The 18,104-nt window shown below is 58.6% G+C and carries 16 protein-coding genes; 14 read left to right on the top strand and 2 right to left on the bottom strand.

Annotated features, from left to right (window positions below; translation table 11 throughout):
• Positions 1 to 125: 125 nt before the first annotated feature.
• Positions 126 to 2,657: a bifunctional glycosyl transferase/transpeptidase gene (mrcB, locus tag GNG27_RS04105; RefSeq protein WP_156262935.1), complete on the bottom strand. Its 2,532-nt coding sequence runs from the start codon at positions 2,655 to 2,657 to the stop codon at positions 126 to 128.
• 139 nt (positions 2,658 to 2,796) lie between these two features.
• Positions 2,797 to 5,226: an ATP-dependent helicase HrpB gene (hrpB, locus tag GNG27_RS04100; RefSeq protein WP_156262934.1), complete on the bottom strand. Its 2,430-nt coding sequence runs from the start codon at positions 5,224 to 5,226 to the stop codon at positions 2,797 to 2,799.
• 73 nt (positions 5,227 to 5,299) lie between these two features.
• On the opposite strand from hrpB, the gene thpR reads away from it, so the two are divergent.
• The 14 genes from thpR to GNG27_RS04030 all read left to right on the top strand — a co-directional run bounded on the left by thpR (position 5,300) and on the right by GNG27_RS04030 (position 18,102).
• Complete coding sequence (thpR, locus tag GNG27_RS04095) at positions 5,300 to 5,830, top strand: RNA 2',3'-cyclic phosphodiesterase (RefSeq protein WP_156262933.1); 531 nt, start codon at positions 5,300 to 5,302, stop codon at positions 5,828 to 5,830.
• 12 nt (positions 5,831 to 5,842) lie between these two features.
• The gene (gene sfsA, locus GNG27_RS04090; protein WP_156262932.1) at positions 5,843 to 6,547 is read left to right on the top strand and encodes a DNA/RNA nuclease SfsA; all 705 of its coding nucleotides are present in this window, start codon (positions 5,843 to 5,845) and stop codon (positions 6,545 to 6,547) included.
• A 177-nt stretch (positions 6,548 to 6,724) separates the two neighbouring features.
• Positions 6,725 to 7,180, top strand: a complete 456-nt coding sequence (gene dksA, locus GNG27_RS04085) for an RNA polymerase-binding protein DksA (RefSeq protein ID WP_012016093.1) — start codon at positions 6,725 to 6,727, stop codon at positions 7,178 to 7,180.
• Between the two features lie 69 nt (positions 7,181 to 7,249).
• Entirely contained in the window at positions 7,250 to 8,140 is an 891-nt protein-coding gene (gluQRS, locus tag GNG27_RS04080; RefSeq protein WP_370462892.1) for a tRNA glutamyl-Q(34) synthetase GluQRS, read from the top strand.
• A 53-nt stretch (positions 8,141 to 8,193) separates the two neighbouring features.
• Positions 8,194 to 9,591: a polynucleotide adenylyltransferase PcnB gene (gene pcnB / locus GNG27_RS04075; RefSeq protein ID WP_221888537.1), complete on the top strand. Its 1,398-nt coding sequence runs from the start codon at positions 8,194 to 8,196 to the stop codon at positions 9,589 to 9,591.
• Positions 9,588 to 10,067 (top strand): 2-amino-4-hydroxy-6-hydroxymethyldihydropteridine diphosphokinase, encoded by a 480-nt coding sequence (folK, locus tag GNG27_RS04070; RefSeq protein ID WP_142488275.1) that lies wholly within the window; start codon positions 9,588 to 9,590, stop codon positions 10,065 to 10,067. Before pcnB ends, folK begins: the two co-directional genes overlap by 4 nt.
• Before the next feature lie 122 nt (positions 10,068 to 10,189).
• Complete coding sequence (gene panB, locus GNG27_RS04065; RefSeq protein ID WP_142488274.1) at positions 10,190 to 10,981, top strand: 3-methyl-2-oxobutanoate hydroxymethyltransferase; 792 nt, start codon at positions 10,190 to 10,192, stop codon at positions 10,979 to 10,981.
• A gap of 11 nt (positions 10,982 to 10,992) precedes the next feature.
• The gene (panC, locus tag GNG27_RS04060) at positions 10,993 to 11,847 is read left to right on the top strand and encodes a pantoate--beta-alanine ligase (RefSeq protein ID WP_156262930.1); all 855 of its coding nucleotides are present in this window, start codon (positions 10,993 to 10,995) and stop codon (positions 11,845 to 11,847) included.
• Positions 11,848 to 11,931: 84 nt separating this feature from the next.
• Complete coding sequence (gene panD / locus GNG27_RS04055; protein ID WP_032616579.1) at positions 11,932 to 12,312, top strand: aspartate 1-decarboxylase; 381 nt, start codon at positions 11,932 to 11,934, stop codon at positions 12,310 to 12,312.
• 160 nt (positions 12,313 to 12,472) lie between these two features.
• On the top strand, positions 12,473 to 13,216 hold the full coding sequence (locus GNG27_RS04050) for a fimbrial chaperone (RefSeq protein ID WP_231600423.1): 744 nt from the start codon (positions 12,473 to 12,475) through the stop codon (positions 13,214 to 13,216).
• Positions 13,217 to 13,256: 40 nt separating this feature from the next.
• Positions 13,257 to 15,776, top strand: a complete 2,520-nt coding sequence (locus GNG27_RS04045; protein WP_156262929.1) for an outer membrane usher protein — start codon at positions 13,257 to 13,259, stop codon at positions 15,774 to 15,776.
• Positions 15,777 to 15,790: 14 nt separating this feature from the next.
• Positions 15,791 to 16,372: a fimbrial protein gene (locus tag GNG27_RS04040; protein WP_231600422.1), complete on the top strand. Its 582-nt coding sequence runs from the start codon at positions 15,791 to 15,793 to the stop codon at positions 16,370 to 16,372.
• 23 nt (positions 16,373 to 16,395) lie between these two features.
• Positions 16,396 to 16,950, top strand: a complete 555-nt coding sequence (locus tag GNG27_RS04035) for a fimbrial protein (protein WP_156262928.1) — start codon at positions 16,396 to 16,398, stop codon at positions 16,948 to 16,950.
• A 57-nt stretch (positions 16,951 to 17,007) separates the two neighbouring features.
• Entirely contained in the window at positions 17,008 to 18,102 is a 1,095-nt protein-coding gene (locus GNG27_RS04030; RefSeq protein WP_156262927.1) for a fimbrial protein, read from the top strand.
• The last annotated feature ends 2 nt before the right edge of the window (positions 18,103 to 18,104 follow it).

Raw genomic sequence — 18,104 nt, 5'->3', positions numbered from 1 at the left:
TACAGGAATTGAGGGTATAAGAATTAAACAACGGAAAATGCAGGGTTAATAAACGGAGGTTTTACTGTTGGAGGGATGTTTAATTGAGGTGAAAATCCCCCCTCCCGCAGGAGAGGGGATTTTGCTTAGTTACCGCCGAACATATCCTTGATCCAGCCCGCGACGCCGTCACTGTCCTTCTTCTCATTCTGCTGCTGCGGCTGTTGCTGCTGTTGCTGTTGCTGCGGCTGCTGCTGAGGAGAAGACTGCTCAAACGGGTTACCCGTCGGCTGCGGCGCTGGCGCCTGGCACAGGGAGTCCGGGTTGGTGGTCCAGACCGGAACGCTACGCATCCCGCCGCCACACACGAAGGTACCCGACTCATCCACGCCCATATCCACGATATCTTCCGGTGGCGTCAGGGTTAACGGAACCGGCGACTGGTTCGCCAGATAGCGCTGGTAAATCGACATCGCCCCGCTGGCGCCGTACAGTTTCGTTGGCTGGTTGTTGTCGCGGCCTACCCAGGTGATCACCACTTCACGTCCGTCGATGCCTGCAAACCAGGTATCGACGTTGTTGTTGGTGGTCCCGGTTTTACCCGCCAGATGCAGCCCCGGATACTTCGCGCCAAGCTGACGACCGGTTCCGCGCTGCACCACCTGCTGCATGGTCCACAGCGTCATGTAAGCTGCCTGCGCCGGAACGGCACGCTCCGCCTGCGGGAAGCTCTGGTACAGCGGGGTGCCATCTTCGGCAATCACCGAACGCAGCGCAGAGAGCGGCGCACGGTTACCGCCGCTGGCGATGGTCTGGAACGCCTGCGCCACTTCAATTGGCGTCAGGTTCAGGGCACCTAACAGCATGGCCGGCACCGGATGCAGCTGATCTTTCGGCACGCCCAGCTTCAGCCAGGTATCGGTGACCGCCGGCAGACCCAGCGCCATCCCGAGGTTGACCGTTGGCACGTTCATGGAACGCGTCAGGGCGTCCACCAGCATCACCTGGCCGCTGTACTGTTTGTCGTCGTTCTGCGGCGACCACACCTGGCCATTCGGCTGGCGCAGGGCAATCGGGGCATCGGCGATCCAGGTGTTCAGTCGATACTGGTTCGGCTGGCTCAGGGCGGTGAGATAGGTCGCCGGTTTTGCCAGAGAACCGATCGAACGGCGTGCCTGCATGGCGCGGTTATAGCCCGCAAACTGCGGCTCTGCCCCGCCGACCATCGCCCGTACTTCGCCGGTGGTACGATCGACCACCACCATCGCAGTTTCCAGATCGCTCAGCTTACGCTGCTTTTTCAGGGCCGGAATGCCTTCCACCGCCGCTTTCTCTGCGGCGTCCTGCGCCACGGAGTCAAAGGTGGTGAAGATCTTCACGCCAGAGAGATCTTTAACCTTGTCGCCCAGTTTGGTCTGCAACTCCTGACGCACCATCTGCATAAAGGCAGGCTGCGGGGAGATCACGCCGCCGCGCGGCTGCACGCCTAACGGACGCGCGCTGAGCATGTCGTACAGCTCCTGGTCGATCACCTGCTGCTGTTGCAGCAGACGCAGCACCAGATTACGACGCTCCAGGGCCAGTTTCGGGTTACGCCACGGGTTGTAGATCGACGCCCCTTTCACCATGCCCACCAGCAGCGCCTGCTGGTCGAGACTCAGCTCTTCCACCGGACGGCCAAAGTAGTAGAGACTCGCCAGCGGGAAGCCGCGGATTTCATTGTCGCCGCTCTGCCCGAGGTAGACCTCGTTCATATACAGCTCAAGAATGCGATCTTTGCTGTAGCGGGCGTCCATCAATACCGCCATGTACGCTTCGTTGGCCTTACGCCAGTAAGAGCGTTCGCTGGAGAGGAACAGGTTCTTCACCAGCTGCTGGGTCAGGGTACTTGCCCCCTGCACCGTCCGTCCGGCGGTCAGGTTCGCCAGCACCGCACGACCGATGGAGTACAGGCTGACGCCATCATGCTCGTAGAAGTGACGGTCTTCGGTCGCCAGCAGGGTATCCACCAGCAGATCCGGGAAGCCGTTACGCGCCACAAACAGACGCTGCTCGCCGTTTGGCGAGGAGAGCATGGTGATCAGGCGCGGATCGAGACGGAAGAAACCGAACTGGCGGTTGTTATCCATGTTCTCGATGGTGTCGATATGATCGCCGTCGAAGGTCAGACGCGCGCGCACCTGCCCCTCTTTGCTGTCCGGGAAGTCAAACGGACGGCGGATCATCTCGATGCTTTTCGCCTGCACCGTAAACTCGCCGGGACGCGTCATCTTCGTCACCTGGCGGTACTGGGTGGCCTCCAGCAGTTTGACCATCTCGTTCTTGCTGATGGTCATTTCCGGCTCGAGGTTGACCATCCGGCCATACACTGCCGCAGGCAGCTGCCAGACTTTTCCGTCGATACGGCTACGGATCTTCTGATCCAGATAGACGCCGTAGATCGCCAGTAAAACGACGAAAACAATAAACAGCTTCAGCAGCAGCCAGAACCAGCCGCGCTTGCCACGAGGTTTACCTTTTTTGCCTTTTCCTTTACGTGGCACGGACGCTTCATCCTCATACTCATTATCAACGTCGTCATACTCCTCATCTCTGAGGCGACGACGGCCTGCCTTTTCTTTCGCCGGACGTGTAGGCTTTCCTTTACGTCCAATTGGCTCGCGGTCATTCCCCGCCATGCTCTCTCTCCGCAACTATCAGGCGCAAGGGCCCGATTCTCAGTTCTTCCCCCTGATGGAGGAAGAAGAAATCTCTCAAAGTTACCCTCTCAGCGAGGGCTTTTGCCGGGTGGCGCTGCGCTTACCCGACCTACAACGGCTACGAATACTTCTTCGTGCGCCGGGTTGGCGCGGTATTCGCCGGATCGTCCGGCCAGACATGTTTGGGATAGCGCCCCTTCATCTCTTTCTGCACCTCGCGGTAGCTTCCGGCCCAGAAGGCACCCAGATCGCGGGTGATCTGCAGCGGACGCTGGGCCGGCGACAGCAGCTCCAGCACCAGCGGCACGCGGCCCTGGGCAATGGCAGGCGTGGTCGCCTCGCCAAACATCTCCTGCATCCGCACCGCCAGCGCCGGAGGATTATCCTCATGATAACGAATGGCTATCCGGCTGCCGGTGGGCACAGTGTAATGCCCCGGGAGCTCGGTATCCAGACGTTGGCGTAACGACCAGTCGGTTAAGTTCTGTAACGCCGCCTTAACATCCAGCGCCTTCAACGCGCGCAGGGAGTGTACGCCACTCATTTGCGGCAGTAACCAGTTTTCCAGATTTGCCAGCAGCGACGCTTCATCCACCGCCGGCCAGTCAAATTCCGGCAGCCATTGTGCTGCGCAGTGCAGGCGGATCCGGTACTGCTCCGCCTCAGGCGTCCAGTTCAGCACGCTGAGCCCTTTATCGCGAATGCCGTTGAGCATCGCCTGGTGCAACTCCTCTTCCGAGGGTTTCGCCAGCGGTTTGACGTTCACCGTCAGGCGACCAATCTGTGCCCGGCGAAAGGCCTTCAGCGTGCCCTGAGCATCATCCCATTCGACGGTGTCAGATTGTTCCACCAGGCCTGGGGCGGCGGCGATCAGGGCATCAATGTCCACGGCTAAGCCCAACAAAATGCGGGCATCCGGGGACTGGCTGCCCTGCAACAGCAGCGGCGCAATCAACCACTGGTGGCGGGTCATGGCATCGTCGCTCTGCAGCATCGCCCCCATACCGTTCGCCAGCTGATAGCGCCCGTCAAGCCCGCGGCGGCGGGCAATCCGATCGGGAAACGCCTTTGCCAGCAGCGCGGGTACGCGGTCGCTGTCCGGGGCTCCACCCCGGCTGTTGAGCCGCGAACTTAACTGTCGGGCGCGCTGTTGCCACTCCGGCTGATTGCGGGAGAAGGCCTGGGCCAGATCGCAGCTGCCGCCTCGCGGGGGCTGTTCAAGGATAGCCGCCAGTTTTGCCGCCGTCGCAATTTCGTCTTCGCCCATGGCGCTGGCCAGCATCGCCGCCAGCCGCGGATCGTTGCCGAGCTTCGCCATCTTCTGACCAAAGGCGGTGAGTTGTTCCCCCGCCAGCGCCCCAAGCTGAGTTAACAGACGGCGGGCCGCAGCAAGGTTAGTCGCAGGCGGCAGATCCAGCCAGTTCAGCTGGGCGGGATCCCGGCAGCCCCACTGCAGTAGCTCCATCAGCAGGCCGCTGAGATCGCTTTGCAAAATTTCCGGCGTGCCCTGCGCCGCCGCGCGCTCGGCCTGCTCAAAGGGCGTCAGGTGCAGGCAGATACCTGGCTCCAGACGGCCGGCTCGTCCGGCCCGCTGGGTCATCGAGGCCTGGCTGACCCGCTGGGTGAGCAGGCGGGTCAGGCCGGTGCGCGGATCGAAATTCGCCACCCGCTCCTGGGCCGAATCCACCACCAGCCGGATGCCTTCGATGGTCAGGCTGGTTTCGGCGATGTTGGTCGCCAGCACCACTTTGCGCTTCCCTGCCGGGGCGGGCAGGATCGCCTTACGCTGCTCGGTCAGCGACAGCGCGCCATACAATGGGCAGAGCACCACGTCGTCGGCCACGCGACGGGCCAGCTGCTCCTGCACGCGCTGGATCTCGATCACCCCCGGCAAAAACAGCAGCAGCGAGCCGGACTCCTGGCGTAGCAGTTCGGCGGTAGCGACCGCCACCGCTTCGTCGAAACGCTGCTGGGTGGAGAGCGACTGATAGCGCCGCTCAACCGGAAAGGTGCGACCCTCAGAGACGATCGCAGGGGCCTCCGGCAGCAGACGCTGGAGCCGGTCATTATCCAGGGTCGCGGACATGATCAGCAGCCTGAGATCCTCGCGCAGCCCCTGCTGGACATCCAGCAGCAGCGCCAGAGCCAGATCCGCCTGCAGGCTGCGCTCGTGAAACTCATCGAGGATCACCAGCCCCACGCCGGTCAGCTCGGGATCCTGCTGCAGCATCCGGGTGAGGATCCCCTCGGTGACCACCTCCAGTCGGGTATTCGCTCCCACGCAGGTTTCGGCGCGCATCCGGTAGCCGACCGTTTCTCCCGGCTTTTCCCCCAGCAGGTCCGCCAGCCGCTGCGCCACGTTGCGGGCAGCGATCCGCCGCGGTTCGAGCAGAATAATTTTGCCGTTAATCCCTCCCTGCGCCAGGATCTGCAGCGGTAGCCACGTCGATTTCCCGGCACCGGTAGGCGCAGTAAGCAGAACCTGGGGGGCGTGTTGTAACGCGAGGAGAAGTTCAGGAAGGACAGCGGCGACCGGCAACAGGGACACGAAAGGCTCCAGAGGGTTAACTTTAGACGGCGTACATTGTAGCATCGCCACAATTCATTACCGAGTACCCCGTATGTCTGAGTCGAAAAGGCTGTTTTTTGCCATTGAAATGCCTGCCCCGATCCAGCGCCAGATCGTGCGCTGGCGCGCCGACCATTTTGCCCCGGAAGCGGGCCGCCCGGTGGCCGGGGCCAACCTGCACCTGACGCTGGCGTTTTTAGGCGATGTCAGCGATGAGAAACGTCAGGCGCTGGCGGCGATGGCCGGACGCATCCGCCAGCCGGGGTTTACCCTGACGCTGGACGATGCCGGACAGTGGCTGCGCTCGCGGGTCGTCTGGCTCGGCACCCGCCAGCCGCCCCGGGGATTATTGCAGCTGGCTAACATGCTGCGGGCCCAGGCGGCGCGTAGCGGCTGTTACCAGAGCCCACAGCCGTTTCATCCGCATATCACCCTGCTGCGCGATGCCAGCCACGCGGTGGCCATTCCGCCGCCGGGTTTTCAGTGGGCGTTTCCGGTGAATGAATTTGTGCTTTACGAGAGCCGTTTTGCCGGCGGGCGCACGCGCTATACGCCGCTCCAGCGCTGGCGGCTTACCGAATAACAAGGAATCTGTATGCAGTTTATCCCTGCCCTGCAACCCGCCACGCTCGTGCAACGCTACAAGCGTTTTCTGGCCGACGTGGTAACGCCGGAGGGCGTTGCCCTGACCCTGCACTGCCCGAATACCGGGGCGATGACCGGCTGCGCCACGCCCGGCGATACGGTGTGGTACTCCACCTCCGAAAATACCAAACGTAAATACCCCTATACCTGGGAAATAACCCAGACTGCCGACGGAGAATATATTTGCGTTAATACGCTGCGGGCAAACCAGTTGGTCAAAGAGGCGATTAGTCTGGATTTAATTCCAGAACTGCGCGGCTACAACGCCTTAAAAAGTGAAGTGAAATATGGTGCGGAAAACAGCAGAATCGACTTTATGTTGCAGGCAGAGGATCGACCCGAGTGCTATATTGAAGTGAAATCAGTGACGTTAGCTGACAGGGATTACGGCTACTTTCCGGATGCGGTCACGCTGCGAGGGCAGAAGCATCTTCGGGAGTTGATAAGTGTGGCGGCGGCAGGCAAGCGCGCCGTGCTGTTATTTGCGGTATTGCACAGCGCAATTGGACGATTTTCACCCGCCCGCCATATTGACCCTAAGTACGCGCAACTGTTGAATGAGGCACAAAAGCAGGGGGTGGAGGTTTTGGCTTATAAAGCGGAACTTTCTGCCGATAATATGACTCTGAGATCCGCTCTTCCCGTCACGTTATAAAAGGGGTTGAGTGTTGTTTATTAAGTGTTCTGGTCGTGTGCGCAAATACGCTTTTCCTCACAGGCTTGTCAAGTGTTACGTTTAGATAATTGCCATACGGAAAAGCATCTGCTATTTATAGCGGCCTGATTTTTCCCCCAACACGGGGATCGATAGTGCGTGTTAAGGAGAAGCAACATGCAAGAAGGGCAAAACCGTAAAACATCGTCCCTGAGTATTCTCGCCATCGCTGGGGTGGAGCCGTATCAAGAGAAGCCGGGCGAAGAGTATATGAACGAAGCCCAGCTGTCGCACTTCAAGCGAATTCTTGAAGCATGGCGTAATCAACTCAGGGATGAAGTCGATCGCACCGTTACTCATATGCAGGACGAAGCTGCTAACTTCCCGGATCCGGTAGACCGTGCCGCCCAGGAAGAAGAGTTCAGCCTTGAACTGCGTAACCGTGACCGCGAACGCAAACTGATTAAGAAGATTGAGAAGACGCTGAAAAAAGTCGAAGACGAAGATTTCGGCTTCTGCGAATCCTGCGGTGTCGAAATCGGTATTCGTCGTCTGGAAGCCCGTCCAACAGCCGACCTGTGCATCGACTGCAAAACGCTGGCAGAAATCCGCGAAAAACAGATGGCCGGTTAATCCCGGTTCTGTCTTAACGCTATCACAGGCGGGAGTCTTCTCCCGCCTGATTACTTTCTGCGCTGTGTAATTATGCCTGTTGACTACATTGGGCGCTTCGCGCCATCCCCCTCTGGCGAACTGCATTTTGGCTCGCTCATTGCCGCCCTTGGCAGCTATCTGCAAGCCCGTGCCCGTCAGGGTATCTGGCGCGTGCGTATCGAAGATATTGACCCCCCGCGTGAAGTTCCCGGTGCAGCAGCGACCATTCTGCGTCAGCTGGAACATTACGGCCTGCACTGGGACGGCGAGGTGCTGTGGCAGTCCCAACGTCACGATGCCTATCGCGAACGTCTGGCCTGGCTCCACGCCCAGGGACTCTCTTACTACTGCACCTGCACCCGTGCGCGCATTCAGAGCGTCGGCGGGGTTTATGACGGCCATTGCCGCACGCTGCATCACGGCCCGGAAAACGCTGCGGTACGCGTGGTGCAACAGCATCCGGTCACCCGGTTTACCGATCGGTTGCAAGGCGAACTCCATGCCGATCCACGGCTGGCGGACGAGGATTTTATTATCCATCGCCGGGACGGGCTGTTTGCTTACAATCTGGCGGTCGTGGTGGACGATCATTTCCAGGGGGTAAACGAAATTGTCCGCGGGGCCGATCTGATCGAACCTACCGTGCGGCAGATTTCGCTCTACCAGCTGTTTGGCTGGCCGGTACCGGACTATATCCATTTGCCGCTGGTGGTGAATGAAAAAGGGATGAAACTCTCGAAACAGAATCATGCCCCGGCATTACCGACAGGCGATCCTCGCCCTGTTCTTATCAATGCTTTACAATTTCTAAACCAGGATGTAACACATGAGTGGCAGGATCTGCGAACCGAAGAATTACTGGAAAAAGCGGTGGCCCAGTGGTCGCTAAACCGCGTGCCGAAAATCCAGCATTCTCAAATGCGTCTCGCTGAGCTATGATTAGCCGCTATTTTTTGTCCTGAATTCTGAAACACACACTACCGAGGTGTATTATTTTTACCCGAGTCGCTAATTTTTGCCGTAAGGTGCTGAGCCGCGATGAGAGCATGGCGGATGACGTCATTGTTCAAAATACGATGTCGGTTATTCCGCGCGAGCAGCATGCTATTTCCCGCAAAGATATCAGTGAAAATGCCCTGAAGGTCCTTTATCGCCTGAATAAAGCCGGCTATGAGGCGTATCTCGTTGGTGGCGGGGTGCGTGACTTACTGTTGGGCAAAAAGCCAAAAGATTTTGACGTGACCACCAGCGCCACGCCTGAGCAGGTGCGTAAATTATTCCGCAACTGCCGCCTGGTCGGTCGTCGCTTCCGTCTCGCCCATGTCATGTTTGGGCCTGAGATCATCGAAGTGGCAACCTTCCGTGGTCATCACGAAGGCACGCCATCAGACCGTACGACCTCTCAACAGGGTCAGAACGGCATGCTGCTGCGTGACAACATCTTTGGCTCTATCGAAGAAGATGCCCAACGTCGCGATTTCACCATTAACAGCCTCTATTACAGCGTGGCTGACTTTACCGTCCGCGATTTCGTGGGTGGGGTACCGGACCTTAAAGCCGGTGTGATCCGCCTGATCGGCAACCCGGAAACGCGCTACCGTGAAGATCCGGTGCGTATGCTGCGCGCCGTGCGCTTTGCCGCCAAGCTGGATATGCAGATCAGTCCCGAGACCGCCGAGCCGATCCCGCGCCTGGCGACGCTGATCAACGATGTGCCGCCGGCGCGTCTGTTTGAAGAGGCGCTGAAGCTGCTGCAGGCCGGCCACGGTTTTGCTACCTATCAGCTGCTGCGTGAATACAGCCTGTTCCAGCCCCTGTTCCCGACCATCACGCGTAACTTCACCGAAAAAGGTGACAGCGCGATGGAACGCATCATCGATCAGGTGCTGAAGAATACCGATAACCGCATTCAGAACGATATGCGCGTTAACCCGGCGTTCCTGTTTGCCGCGATGTTCTGGTATCCGCTGCTGGAAACGGCGCAGAAGATTGCCCAGGAAAGCGGCCTTGCCTATTACGATGCCTTCGCCTTAGCCGCCAATGACGTGCTGGATGAAGCCTGCCGCTCGCTGGCGATCCCGAAACGCATTACCACGCTGGTGCGTGATATCTGGCAGCTTCAGCTGCGGATGTCCCGTCGTCAGGGTAAACGCGCCTGGAAGTTAATGGAGCATCCAAAATTCCGCGCGGCTTACGATCTGATGGCCCTGCGTGCCGAAGCGGAAAACAACCGCGAGCTGCAGCTTCTGGTGCAGTGGTGGGGTGAGTTCCAGGTTTCTGCACCGCCGGCGCAGAAAGACATGCTGGGCGATCTGGACGAAGAGCCGGCACCGCGTCGTCGTCACCGTCGTCCACGCAAGCGCGCCCCGCGTCGCGAAGGCGCGGCATGACGCTGGCGTATATCGCCATCGGCAGCAACCTGGCTTCTCCGCTGGAGCAGGTCAATGCTGCCGTCCAGGCGCTGGGCGACATCCCGCAGGCCCGCGTTGTCGCCCTCTCCTCGTTTTACCGCACGCCTCCGCTGGGCCCCCAGGATCAACCCGACTACCTGAATGCTGCTATCGCGCTCGACACGGCGCTCAACGCCGAGGCGCTGCTGGACAACACTCAGCGCATCGAGTTGCAGCAGGGTCGCGTGCGCAAAGAAGAGCGCTGGGGACCGCGCACCCTCGACCTGGACATCATGCTGTTTGGTGATGCGGTGATTAACACCGAGCGCCTGACGGTGCCGCATTACGACATGAAGCGCCGCGGCTTTATGCTCTGGCCGCTGTTCGAAATTGCCCCTGACCTGATCTTCCCCGATGGCAAAAGCCTGAGCGCCCTGCTGGCGCAGCTTAACGCCGAAAAACCTGCCCGCTGGTAACAGCAAAATTTTATTGATTAACCACAAAATATTTGTGGTTAATCGGTTGCCTAAAATCATTGTTCCCTCGAATGTTACTGTTAGAATGCGCAAAGATTCGCTTTGGGCTATCAGGAAACAGTATGAAACCAACCACCATCGCCACCTTGCAGAAATGCAAACAGGACAAGCAGCGCTTCGCCACTATTACGGCCTATGACTACAGCTTCGCCAAACTCTTTGCCGAAGAGGGTATTAACGTCATGCTGGTGGGCGACTCGTTAGGGATGACGGTCCAGGGACATGACTCCACTCTGCCGGTGACGGTAGAGGATATTGCTTACCACACCCGGGCGGTGCGGCGCGGCGCGCCTGCCTGCCTGCTGCTCGCCGATCTGCCGTTTATGGCTTACGCCACGCCGGAACAGGCGTTTGAGAATGCCGCCACGGTGATGCGGGCCGGGGCCAACATGGTCAAAGTGGAAGGCGGCGCCTGGCTGGTCGACACCGTACGCATGCTCACCGAGCGCGCGGTGCCGGTCTGCGGTCATCTGGGGTTAACCCCGCAGTCGGTCAATATCTTTGGCGGCTATAAGGTGCAGGGGCGCGGTGACGCCGCCCAGACGCTATTTGATGATGCGCGGGCTTTAGAAGCCGCGGGCGCGCAGCTGCTGGTGCTGGAGTGTGTGCCTGTCGCGCTGGCGAAACGTATCACCGAGGCCCTCTCCATTCCGGTGATCGGCATTGGGGCCGGTAACGTCACCGACGGCCAGATCCTGGTGATGCACGATGCGTTTGGGATCACCGGTGGGCATATCCCGAAATTTGCGAAGAATTTCCTTAGCGACGCAGGCGACATGCGCGGCGCGGTCAGGCAGTATATTGCCGACGTTGAATCGGGTGTTTACCCGGGTGAAGAACACAGTTTCCAGTAAGGAGTCTTGTTGTGCTAATCATTGAAACCCTGCCGCTGCTGCGCCAGCACATCCGCCGCTTGCGCCAGGAAGGTAAACGTATCGCGCTGGTGCCCACCATGGGCAACCTGCATGATGGCCATATGAAGCTGGTGGACGAAGCCAAAGCCCGCGCCGATGTGGTGGTGGTGAGTATTTTCGTTAACCCGATGCAGTTCGACCGTGCTGACGACCTGGCGCGCTACCCGCGTACGCTGCAGGAAGACTGCGAGAAGCTGAAAAAGCACCAGGTCGATTTCGTCTTCTCCCCTGCCCCGAATGATGTCTATCCGAAAGGCACGGAAGAGACGACCTTTGTCGACGTGCCGGGCATCTCCACCATGCTGGAAGGGGCCAGCCGTCCGGGTCATTTCCGCGGCGTCTCCACCATCGTCAGCAAGCTGTTTAACCTGGTGCAGCCGGATATCGCCTGCTTCGGTGAGAAAGACTTCCAGCAGCTGGCGCTGATCCGCAAAATGGTGGCCGACATGGGCTACGACATCGATATCGTTGGCGTGCCGATCGTGCGGGCCAAAGACGGCCTGGCGCTGAGCTCGCGCAACGGCTACCTCACCGCCGACCAGCGTAAAATCGCCCCGGGTCTGTATAAGGTGATGAGCACCATGGCGACCCAGCTGAAAAACAAAGAACTGAGCAGCGAAGAGATCGTGGCCCTGGCGGAACAGGCGTTGAACGATAAGGGATTGCGTGCTGACGATGTGCAGATCCGCGATGCCGACACCCTGCTGGCGCTCTCCGCTGACAGCAAGCGGGCAGTGATTCTGGTCGCCGCATGGCTCGGTCAGGCGCGACTTATCGATAACACAGTAGTTGAACTGGCTCAGTAAGTACTGAGCATATCCATGCTAACGGATTAGTTTTCTTCAGCCCCTTCTTCGGGAGGGTATACGACAAAGAGTTAAGGTAACGTCATGATTCGCAAAATGCTGCAAGGTAAGCTTCACCGTGTGAAGGTCACGCAGGCCGATCTGCATTATGAAGGCTCCTGCGCGATCGATCAGGATTTTCTCGACGCAGCGGGTATTCTGGAAAACGAAGCCATTGATATCTGGAACGTGAGTAACGGCAATCGTTTCTCAACCTATGCTATCGCGGCTGAACGCGGTTCTAAAATTATCTCCGTCAACGGTGCGGCAGCGCACTGTGCCAACGTGGGTGATATCGTCATCATCGCCAGCTTTGTCATGATGTCCGATGAAGAAGCGCGCCGCTGGCAGCCTAAAGTCGCCTACTTTGAAGGTGACAACGACATGAAACGTACCGCGAAGGCGATTCCGGTTCAGGTCGCCTGATGCTAACGCCCGGAATTGCCTGAACATCAGGCAATTCCACTTTTTTTCCCTCTTTTTTTACTCGCGTTATTCCTCTTTTCTCCCTCGCGGCTGCCTTACTATTTTCCCCATTCACACACCTCTCTTAATGCAATGCCGTTGATTACCGCCGGGAGCCCTCATGCCACTGTTTATTTCCCCGTTCAGCAAAAGCGTATGCGCCCTGACGTTAGCTATCGCCGCCTGCACCTCCTGGCAGGCCAGCGCGGATATTGTGATTTCCGGCACCCGGATTATTTACCCGCAGGCGGCGAAAGACGTCACCGTCAATCTGCAAAACCGGGGCGATAAGCCGCTGCTGGTGCAGTCCTGGCTTGATGATGGCCGCGATACGGTCGATCCCCAGCAAATTAAGTTGCCGTTTATTATTACCCCACCGGTCAGTCGCGTGGATCCACAGCAGGGGCAGGCCATCCGCATTACCTGGCTCGGCCAGACCATGCCAAAAGACCGGGAATCCCTGCTGTGGTTTAACGTTCTCGAAGTCCCGCCGAAAGCGAAAAATGACGGCGATCGGAGCCGCTTACAGCTGGCCTTCCGCACGCGCATCAAGCTCTTCTTCCGCCCCGACGGGCTGGCGGGCTCCCCTGCTGACGCCCTCAAGCAGCTGAGCTGGCAGATGAAGCGCGAAGCGAAGGGCTCGTATCTGGTCGCCAGCAATAACACGCCGTGGAATATCTCGCTGGCCAGCGCCAGCTTCGCCGCAGCAGGCAAAAACCTGGCGGTGGAGAGCCACTCCATCAAACCCTTCTCCCGCGAAGAGATGAAGATCGGCGGCGCGACGACGGCCACTTCCGGCACGGTGAAATGGGTGGCGATTAATGATTTCGGCGGCACGGAAGAACATCAGTCAGCCGTGAATTAATTCCTGCTTATCCGCACCTCAGGATACGGACATCCTTGATATGAACAGGCGTTTCTCCTTTATCTGCTTATCGATTTGTGCGGCGATCTCCGTCAGCGCGCAGGCCCGGGATGATGTCGAATTTAACGAGCAGTTTCTGTTTAATACCGGCAGCAAAATCGACGTAAGCCGCTATTCCCGGGGCAACCCGGTGATGCCCGGAGAGTATCGCACCGCAATCCGCGTCAACGGCGTGGCGAAAATGACCACCGCCGTGGTGTTTAACGATAACGGCACCCCGCAGGCCAGCCCCTGCCTGACCTTGCCGCTGCTGAAACAGCTGGATCTACAGACCGCGCAGCTGACAGACGATGGCAGGTGTGTGGATATGGCGAAAGCGTATCCCGGCTCCTCGGTGGCGTTCGATACGGCGACCCAGTCCCTTGATCTTACGATTGCGCAGGTCGACCTGGTCAGGCGCCCGCCGGGCTACGTTGACGCTTCGCGCTGGGATGCAGGTATTCCCGTCGGCCTGCTGGCATACGATCTCAACGCCTGGCACAGCCAGAATCCACAGTCAACGCAGGATACGGCCTACGCGGGGCTCCGCTACGGCTTTAACCTCGGCGCATGGCGGTTCCGTTCCCGCGGCAATGCCAACTGGGACAGGGAAACCGGCTCGCGCTATGCCCAGCAGGATATCTACCTGCAGCGGGATATCATCCCCCTGAAAGCCCAGATGCTGGTGGGGGACTCCTACACCCGGGGCGATGCTTTTGATTCCGTCTCCCTGCGAGGGGTGCGTCTCTACAACGATGACCGGATGCTGCCCAACGGCTTATCCAGCTATGCCCCGACGATCCGCGGCGTAGCCAACAGCAACGCCAAAGTCACGGTAACGCAAAGCGGGAATACCATCTACCAGACCACGGTACCGCCCGGTGCCTTCGAGATTAACGATCTCAACACCACCGGGTACGGTAACGATCTGAACGTCACCATCACCGAGGCGGACGGCAGCCAGCACGCCTTTTCGGTGCCCTATTCGTCGGTGGCGCAGATGTTGCGCCCGGGATTTGCCCGCTGGGATACCGGCGCAGGGCAGTTGAAAGACGATACCCTGCATGACAAGCCGCAGCTGGCCTATGGCGATATCTATTACGGGCTCAACAATACTTTCACCGATTACACCGGGGCGCAGTATCTGGATGTAGGCTTTTATGCCCTCCTCGCCGGGCTGGCAATGAATACCCGCATGGGGGCGTATGCTCTGGATATCACCCGGTCCCGGGCGCAGATCGCTGACCTGCCCGCCATGGAGGGGGAACGGTATCGTCTGTCGTATAACAAAACGGTAAGTGAAACCCAGACCTCCCTTAACCTCTCCGCCAGCCGGTATGCCAGTGAAAAATATCTGAGCCTGTACGATGCCGCCGAACTGCATGAACGAATGACCTATCGGGACGAGCGCGAAGACATCCACGCCCTGCAACGCATGAAGAACCAGCTCCAGGTCAACATTAACCAACCCCTGAAAACCCGGACCACCGATCTCGGTTCGCTGTACGTCAACGGCAGCTGGCAAAGCTACTGGAACGCCAGCGGCACGACCTCCAGCTATTCGATGGGCTACAGCAATACGTTTCGCTACGGCAGTTACACCGTTTCGCTGCAGCGCACCTATGACGACACCGGCAGGCAGGACGACAGCCTCTACCTGAGCGTCAGCCTGCCGTTTGATTCGCTGCCGGGTAGTCATCATCGCCCGGGGGGCTTTTCCAGCCTGAATATCGGGATGAATTCCGACTTCAAAGGCAGCAATGGTCTCAATATGACCGCCAACGGCAGCTCTGCTGACAACCGTCTGAGCTATAGCGTCACCACCACTGCTAACCAGAGCCCGGACAGCAACCTGAGCCAGATCAGTACCTACGGCAGCTACAACAGCGCCTGGGGCCCGCTTGGCATCTCCGCATCAACCAGCAGCGATCGCAGCCAGCAGTACTCCGCCACCTACAGCGGCGGCATGCTGCTCCACGCCGGGGGCCTGACCTTAACGCCGGGCAGCCCGGGAGAGGCCGACGCGCTGGCGCTGGTGAAAGCCAGTGGCGCGACGGGCGCGAGGTTGACCAACGGCAACGCTGAGATTGGAACGTCTGGCTATGCCGTGCTGCCGTATCTCTCGGCGTACAAAGAGAACCGCATCACTCTCGACACCAGCACGCTGACGGCTGACGTTGAAGTGAAAAACAACAGCACGGTGGCAATTCCGCGCAGCGGCGCCGTCGTGATGGTTGATTTTGCCACCAATCAGGGACGTTCGGCGGTGCTGGAGTTACAGCGTGATGACCAGGGGTTTATTCCCCTCGGGGCTGAGGTTTTTAATCAAAAAGGAGAAGAAATTGGCACAGTCGGACAGGCTGGCCAGGCCTATGTCAGAGGTATCGAAAAGAGTGGAACGCTGCGCGTGGTATGGGGCGCAGGCAAAGAAAGCACCTGTACCGTGCGTTATCGAATGGATTCTGGCGCTCAGAAGGTGGGACTGACCACGATTTTGAACAACCAGATATGTCACCTATAGATGGAACAAACATCATGACTATCTTTTTAAACAAACTCCCCCGGCAGGCGATGTGCTCTGCCGCCCTGCTCCTTATCTGCAGCAGCTACGCTCAGGCGGCGGATAACCTGGATGTCACTTTTAGCGCGAATATTCGCGAAACCACCTGCGATATCAAAATTGATGGCGGTACCGGAGATGGCACCAGCAATACCATCACGCTGGGTACCGACGGCAAAGCCCGGGTCGACGATATTGCCAACGGGGCGGTGAAATTTCCCTTCAGGCTGGTGATCACAGAATGCCCGTCCAGCCTGACCGCGCTGAAAACCGTGGTCAGCGGCACGGCGTCGGATGTCAAAACCGCGCTGGCCAACAGCGTTACGGTGCCTGAAGGCGGAGCGGGTAACGTTGCTCTCGCCATTTCCCGCGCCGACGCCCCTGAAGCGCCGTTTGAAATTAACGCTACCGATGACAGTAAACGCCTGGTCTGGACAAGCAGTGAAATCAACAGCAAGGAAGTTGACCTGCTGGCTACACTGATCGAAACCAAAACTGACGGCGCCATGACCGGACAGTTCTCGACGCTGGCGACCTTTAATTTTACCTATGAATAACCCTGCAGAGTAAGGAAACAAGGATGAAACACAACACTGCAATTCTCGCGTTGGCCCTCGCTGGTGGGTTATTTTCCGCGTTTTCCAACGCGGCCATCACCGGCACCAGCTCGCTGAGCGCCACCTTTGTCTCCACCGTTGTACCGGGAACCTGTACGGCAAACGTGACGGATGCCGCAGGTGCAGAGGCAACGGAGATTAAATTTAACGACGTATTTAAATCCGATCTGATTAACAAGAGCCGTACTGAAGCCTTCAACGTCGTTCTGAGCGAGTGTTCGGGAGTGCGTACCGCGCAGGTCACGGCGATGGCAGGTGCTGGCGGCGACTGCTCGACCTCCACCAGCGATAACTTTGGCGCAACCCATGCCACGGCATTTGAGCTCTGGAAGGGCGACGTGGATAACGGCATCCGTCTGAGCTGTAAAACCCGACAGTTACAAAAGGTGGTGATTGCCGACGGCGGCGCCAGTCTGGCGATGAACGCCCGTATCGTGATTGCCGATGACAAAACCATCGACGATGTGACGCCCGGCGATGCCTCATCGCTGATCACCTTCCTGGTGGAATACCAGTAAATTTATGCGCAGGGCAAATCTGCCCTGCGCCCTGCCGTAATAAAAAGAGAGATCGGTGTGAGAGCCTTGCTTATTTTACTCGCCGGGTTGTTCGTCCTGCTGTTGACCCGTCCGGCGCTGGCTGACATGAGTTGCTACATCAATGAAGACGCGGCGGGGGCTTACGCAGTGGGCAACTCACCGCTTATGGTGCTGGAGCCGGGCAGAGTCACTACACCAACCCGCCTGAACGCCACCTACACCTTTGTTATCCCTTTCAGGGGGGGTAATCCGCTGGGGTGTAAAACGCTTGAGCCCTGGGACAACGCGGTGCATTTCATTACCGACGCCGGCGCCAGCCTGGACACCCGCTACACCACGCCTGAAGGCTATGCCCTGATCAAGACGACCATTCCGGGGATCGATTTTACCCTTGAGCTGACCTGCTATACCGCCGACGGCTGTGGCAACAGCGGCGATCATCCCGACCTGTCGCTGTTTCTGAAAGGCGGCAACGGTTCGGAAGATGTTTTCCCCTCCATCAGCAGCGGGTACCCGTGGGAAAGCGCCGATGCCCAGTGGCGGCTGAAGATGACGATGTGGGTAACGCCTGATTTCCGGCCGCAAAAGGGCGTACCGAACGGATTTTCCCTGAACGGCACGCTGGCACGTTTTCAGATTGGGGGAACCACCCAGCCGGTCATCACCTTTGTGGCCTCATCCAGCACCCTGAATTTCACCGTTCCTGCCAGTAGTTGTGCATTAGGCGTGGCGCAGGGCAGCAACGTCAGCGATAACAACGTGGCACTCGGGGACTATTTTTTAAGCGACGTGAAGCAGGAGATGACGCGAGAAATCCCGTTCTCACTGACGCTCGAGAACTGCTATACCGCGAAGCTGTCGGTGAAGATGACTACCGCGTATCTCTCTGCCGACAATGAACTGCTGGGAAAAAGCAGCGGCAGCGCCAGCGGGATGGGGGTAAAGGTGACCAATACCGATAAAAACCTCAGCATGATGCCGGACGGTTCAAACAGCGCTGTCTACGATCGCAGCAATGACTGGTCAGCCCAGGAGAACCTCAACTTTTCGGCGCAGCTGAAAAAGGATGGTCAGACGCTCAAAGCGGGCGACTTTAACGCCGCCGCCACCTTTACACTCGATTATGAGTAGCC

The sequence above is a fragment of the Leclercia sp. 119287 genome, assembly GCF_009734485.1.
In the GTDB taxonomy this organism is placed as follows: Bacteria; Pseudomonadota; Gammaproteobacteria; order Enterobacterales; family Enterobacteriaceae; genus Enterobacter; species Enterobacter adecarboxylatus_C.
This window is presented reverse-complemented; position numbering and strand designations above follow the sequence as displayed.

What these genes read in the sequence shown, in the direction of transcription:
- GNG27_RS04045 (WP_156262929.1), top strand. Translation starts at nt 13,257, where the DNA reads ATGAACAGGCGTTTCTCCTTTATCTGCTTATCGATTTGTGCGGCGATC.
- GNG27_RS04050 (WP_231600423.1), top strand. Translation starts at nt 12,473, where the DNA reads ATGCCACTGTTTATTTCCCCGTTCAGCAAAAGCGTATGCGCCCTGACG.
- mrcB (WP_156262935.1), bottom strand. Translation starts at nt 2,657, where the DNA reads ATGGCGGGGAATGACCGCGAGCCAATTGGACGTAAAGGAAAGCCTACA.
- dksA (WP_012016093.1), top strand. Translation starts at nt 6,725, where the DNA reads ATGCAAGAAGGGCAAAACCGTAAAACATCGTCCCTGAGTATTCTCGCC.
- folK (WP_142488275.1), top strand. Translation starts at nt 9,588, where the DNA reads ATGACGCTGGCGTATATCGCCATCGGCAGCAACCTGGCTTCTCCGCTG.
- panB (WP_142488274.1), top strand. Translation starts at nt 10,190, where the DNA reads ATGAAACCAACCACCATCGCCACCTTGCAGAAATGCAAACAGGACAAG.
- thpR (WP_156262933.1), top strand. Translation starts at nt 5,300, where the DNA reads ATGTCTGAGTCGAAAAGGCTGTTTTTTGCCATTGAAATGCCTGCCCCG.
- panD (WP_032616579.1), top strand. Translation starts at nt 11,932, where the DNA reads ATGATTCGCAAAATGCTGCAAGGTAAGCTTCACCGTGTGAAGGTCACG.
- sfsA (WP_156262932.1), top strand. Translation starts at nt 5,843, where the DNA reads ATGCAGTTTATCCCTGCCCTGCAACCCGCCACGCTCGTGCAACGCTAC.
- GNG27_RS04040 (WP_231600422.1), top strand. Translation starts at nt 15,791, where the DNA reads ATGACTATCTTTTTAAACAAACTCCCCCGGCAGGCGATGTGCTCTGCC.
- GNG27_RS04035 (WP_156262928.1), top strand. Translation starts at nt 16,396, where the DNA reads ATGAAACACAACACTGCAATTCTCGCGTTGGCCCTCGCTGGTGGGTTA.